Raw genomic sequence first — 4,831 nt, 5'->3', positions numbered from 1 at the left:
ACCGCCACTGACGGCAGCGGCGCGGCGGGCGCGTCCAGCATCCCGTCGTCGATGGCCAGCGCGGGCAGCGACGGCGCCAACGCGGCAAGACCCGGCTGCGTCACCTGCACCCGCACCTCACCCGCCGTCAGCAGTAACTGACGACGCTGTGGCGGCAGTGCCGGGTCCACCGGCAGATAGACGGCACCCAGTCGCAAGATGCCGTGCACGGCGGCGATCTGCTGCCAGCCTTTTTCCATCACCACCGCCACGCGATCGCCGTGCCGTACGCCCAGCGCGAACAGGGCGCCGGCCACATTATCCGCCGCCGTCGACAGTTGGCAGTAGGTCAGTTCGCGGGCAGGGCTGATGAGCGCGGTCGCCTGTGGCGTCAGTGCCGCCTGACGCAAGAGCCCGTGATGTAACAGCGCCGTCGGCGCGGGGGCCTGCGTGACCGGTGCGCAAACGGCGGGCAGCGCCAGCACGTCTTGCGTCTCTTGCCAGCATTGTGGTCGCTGCGCCAGTGTGTGCAGCAGTTGGCGATAACACTGAAACATCTGATCCATCAGCGCCGGTTCAAACAACTGCTCCACGACGTCCCAGTTGAAATGCAATTCTCCGTTGCGCTCCATCACCTGATGATCGAGCCACACCTGCGGCGTCTGCGAGACGCTGTACTGATCATCCTGCGACTGGCTGAACAGCGTATCGTCCGTTTCCCAGCGCGCCTCGTCCTGATTGAGCAGGCTGGTGAACACGATAGGAATCACCGATTTCGCCGGATCGCGATGGGTTTGCACCAGCAGGCGGGAAACCTGGATACCACCAAACAAACGGTTATCCAAATCGCGCCACAGCTGAGCGTGGATCGCGTTGGCCCGTGCCTCCAAGGTTTCTCCCTGCGACAGGTCAATCTCCAGCTGCGTCAGTGCAGTAAAGTCACCCATCAGGCGATTGATATCCGCATGCAGCGGCAAACGATTGAACAGCGTCAGGTTAAGGCTAAAGTGCGGCGAGGCGCTAAAGCGCGCCAGCACTTGAGCGAACCCCGTGAGCAGCAACGTAGTAGGTGTGATACCCATTTGGCCCGCCTGCGTTTTCAAGCGCTGCCAGATGGCTCGCGGCAGGCGATGGCTGCGGCGCACGAACGTGGGGTTATCCAGCTTCGCGGGATCGATGCGCAGCGGCAAGCGTGGCCCCGGCGGCAGGGTCTCGACGCGGGCGCGCCAGTAGTCACGCGCCCGTTCAAACTGCGGCGTTTTCTCGTAGGATTTCAAGGTCAGCACATAGTCGCGGAAACTGTACGTCAGCGCAGGCAACGCCGCCTGCGGATGGCGATAGTGATACGCCAGTTCCCGGATAAACAGCTCCAGACTCCACGCATCGGCCACCAGCAGATCGATAGAGACATGCAGCCGGGCTTTTTGCTGCGGATCGACCACGACTTCCATCTGAAACAGAGGCCAGCAACTGCAATCAATGATCTGATGCGAGAGGGTGTCACGCAGTGCGCGGCAACGCTGTTGAAACGCGTCCTCGCACGGGGTGGTATGGAAGGCAACGCGGTATTCCGGCACGTCAGGCAAGATCTGCTGCATACCGTCATCGCTGACAATGGCGCGTAACATGCCGTGCTGCGCAATCACGGCATTGAGCGCACGGTTGAACGCCGTTTCATCCAGACCTTGTAGTTCATATTCGACATAGATATGGGTCGAAATATTGCCCAGCCCCAGGGATTTTCGCCGCCCAACCCAATAGGCTTGTTGCACGTCCGTCAGCGGAAAAGGCAGATGCTGCTGGTCAGGAGCAAATACCGGGTCAGGCAACGCGGAAACCTCTACCTCACTGCCGTCTTGTTCGAACAGATAACGGCTTAATCCCTCGATGGTGGGATCGGCAAAGAATGCGCTTAGCGTGCAGGTGGTGCCGTAATGTTGCTGAATATCATACAAAATGGTTGAAGCTAACAGCGAGTGCCCACCCAGTTCGAAGAAGCTGGCATGGGGATCGTCAATGCTGACGCCGAGCGTGCGTTCCCACATCGCCGTCACCGCAGCGACAATCTCGGATTTTGTGGTGCGGGATACGGCGTTCGACGATGCCTGAAGAGACGTGGCAGGCCGTACGGCCTCGACCCAATAGCGTTGCGGCGCAAAGACCGTCCCCGGCAGGACGATTCGTTGACTGCCCCGCATACGCTCCGCCGCATCCACCCAGCGCCAATCCAGGCTAACGCCCGCCAACCATAGCTGCCCCAGCGCCTGTAACACTGCGCGGTTGGCATCCCCCGCCGCGTCGTCCAGCGTCAGAGACAAAACGCCGGGTTGCGCAGAGGGAACCGTCGGCCCATCTTCAGGCGGTTGGCCCGCATTCAACCCGTGCCATGCCTGCGCCAGCGTACAGTCGCCACGCAGTACGGCAGCCGCATAGCAACCGTCGCCGACGCCGTACGGCGCCGCATTCAACGTTTCCCGCTCTTCAATCAGCGCGATCAGCGTATATTGACTGATAAACGTCCGTTGCGCGGGCGCGAGATCGCGCAGGCAGGCCGCTTCGAGCGGAAAATGGTCCAACAGTTGTCCCACGGTCCGGGACAACGCCTCAGAACACGCCAGCCAGTCACTGAGCGTATCGGTTTCGACAGAAAAACGGTGCCCCAACCGCCAGCTAATCGTGCTGCCGGTGGTTGCCGTCACCGCCGGTGCGTCGTGGAACTGTCGGGCTAACTGGGCGCAATTCTCCGCGATGACCCACTTGCGTACCGGGGCGGAGAGGCGCCCGTGACGCAGGGTATAAGCCACATCTTGTAAGCGCGTCTCCGGATGCGCGACCAGCTCCGCCAGCAAAGCGTTCTGCAGTTGTTCCAACGCGTCGGGGGTTTTTGCCGAGAGCGGGACGGCCACAGGCCCCGCCTGCTGCGCCAAAGTCTGCGGCATCGGCAATGGGGCTTGCACCACCAAATGCGCGTTGGTGCCACCCAATCCGAACGCGCTCACACCGGCTGTGCGTGGCGTGGCGCCCTCCGGCCAAGGCGTCAAACGGGAAACCACCTCAAACGGGCTGCGCTCCAGCTCCAGTTGCGGGTTGGCCCGTTGAAAATTCAGCGTGGGATAAAACACCCGGTTAGTGAGGCTCAGCACCGTTTTGATGAGTCCGGTGACGCCGGATGCCATCTCCACGTGACCCACGTTGGGTTTCACCGCCCCCAGACGCCACGGCGTCGCGCTCGGCGCTGCCGCTCCAAACGCGCGTTTGATGGCCGCAAATTCGATAGCGTCGCCTAACGGGGTGCCACTGCCGTGAAGCTCCAGATACTGAATTTGCTGCGGCGTCACCCCTGCCAGGCTTTGCGCCTCAATCATCACCGCTTCCTGACCCTCAACGCCCGGCACGGTATAGCCGCTGCGCGCGCCGCCGTCGTTGTTGATGGCACTGCCCTTGATGACGGCCAGGATGTTATCCCCTTGCGCCTGCGCGTCCGTCGCCCGCTTGAGCAGCACCATGCCCAAACCGCTGCTGTACACCGTACCGCTAGCCTGCGCGTCGAAGGTGTGGATCAGGCCATCTTCTGCTTGCAGTCCATCGCCACGCGAGTCATAGCCGCGCTGATCCTCCATGCGGAACGTGACGCCCCCCGCCAGCGCCATATCGCACTGTCCGCTCAGCAGGCCCTCGCAGGCCAGATGAACGGCCACCAGCGAGGTGGCGCAGCTGGCCTGAACCGTCACGCAAGGACCGGTGGTGTTCAGGCGGTAAGCCAGTTGGGACGTCAAATGATCTTTGTCATTGCCGACCATGATCTGCAGACCGCCGAGTTGCGCGAGCTTGTCCGGGTTGCTCATCAGGTGGGTAAGCAAATAGAAGCTGGTGCTCACACCCGCATAGAGGCCGACGCGCACGTCATGCTCCTGCGGGTGGTAACCGCTTTGTTCAAACATCTCCCAAGCGCAGGTCAGAAACACGCGCTGCTGCGGATCCATGATTTCCGCTTCCGCGCGGCTGTAGCCGAAAAAGCCGGCGTCGAACTCCGCCATACGCTCATACATATTGTTCAGCGTGATCTGATTGTAACCGTCGCACGGGGTCACTTTCGGCGCCAAAATGTTGCGTCCGGTACGCAGCACCGTTTCGAACTCAGCAACGCTGTGTACGCCGGGGTAGCGGCAGTTCATGCCGACGATGGCGATATCGCTTTCACTGTAAGTCATCAGTTTTTCCTTAACGTTGACGCTGGTGACGGCGTACAAGCCGCTGTTGGGCACGGGATTGGGAGACGTCACGCTGCTGCGTCTGATTCACCACCTGTGCACCGTCCAGCGTAGCCTGCAAATAACCGGCGATTTTTTTCACGGTGGTTAAGCGAAACAGCTCGGCAATGGGTACCGTGACCTTGAAAATTTCCTCGATGCGGCGGTGCAACAGCACGATCTGAATCGAGCCGCCCCCCGCTTCAAAAAAGTTGTCATTCAGCCCGATTCGCTCTCGTTGCAGTACCTCGCACCAGAGTGCGGCCACCTGCTGTTCACAGGGCGAGGCGTGCGCGAGAGTTGCCGTCTCCTGTGGTGTAGGTTGCGACATACGTTGGGTAACCTCGTGGGCCAGTGCCGCCAGGTCAATTTTGCCGTTGCCGGTCATCGGCAGCACGTTGAGAAGAAAGAGATGTTGGGGCAACAGGTAGTACGGCAGTTGCGCGGCTAACCGCGCGCGGACGTGCGCCAACAGGTCGTCGACATCTTCATTTTCTGCGGCGGTGATAAAGGCGTGCAGTTGCCCTTGATGGCACACCACGGCAGCGCTCCCCACGCGGTCAAGCCGTTCAAGATGGCTTTTGACTTCGCCCAGTTCGACG

The 4,831-nt window shown here is 61.2% G+C and carries 1 protein-coding gene and 1 pseudogene; both read right to left on the bottom strand.

The features are described from left to right. Positions 1–4,190 (bottom strand): annotated as a pseudogene (gene clbK, locus BHU62_RS24445) (colibactin hybrid non-ribosomal peptide synthetase/type I polyketide synthase ClbK); the annotation flags it as partial. A gap of 10 nt (positions 4,191–4,200) precedes the next feature. After that, positions 4,201–4,831, bottom strand: a 631-nt coding sequence (locus BHU62_RS24440; protein WP_073534932.1) for a phosphopantetheine-binding protein, incomplete at its 5' end; no start/stop codon positions are given.

The sequence above is a fragment of the Serratia marcescens genome (genome assembly GCF_001902635.1).
Taxonomy (GTDB): Bacteria; Pseudomonadota; Gammaproteobacteria; order Enterobacterales; family Enterobacteriaceae; genus Serratia; species Serratia marcescens_F.
Note: the sequence above shows the minus strand (reverse complement) of the source record. Positions and strands in the feature narration are given on the sequence as shown.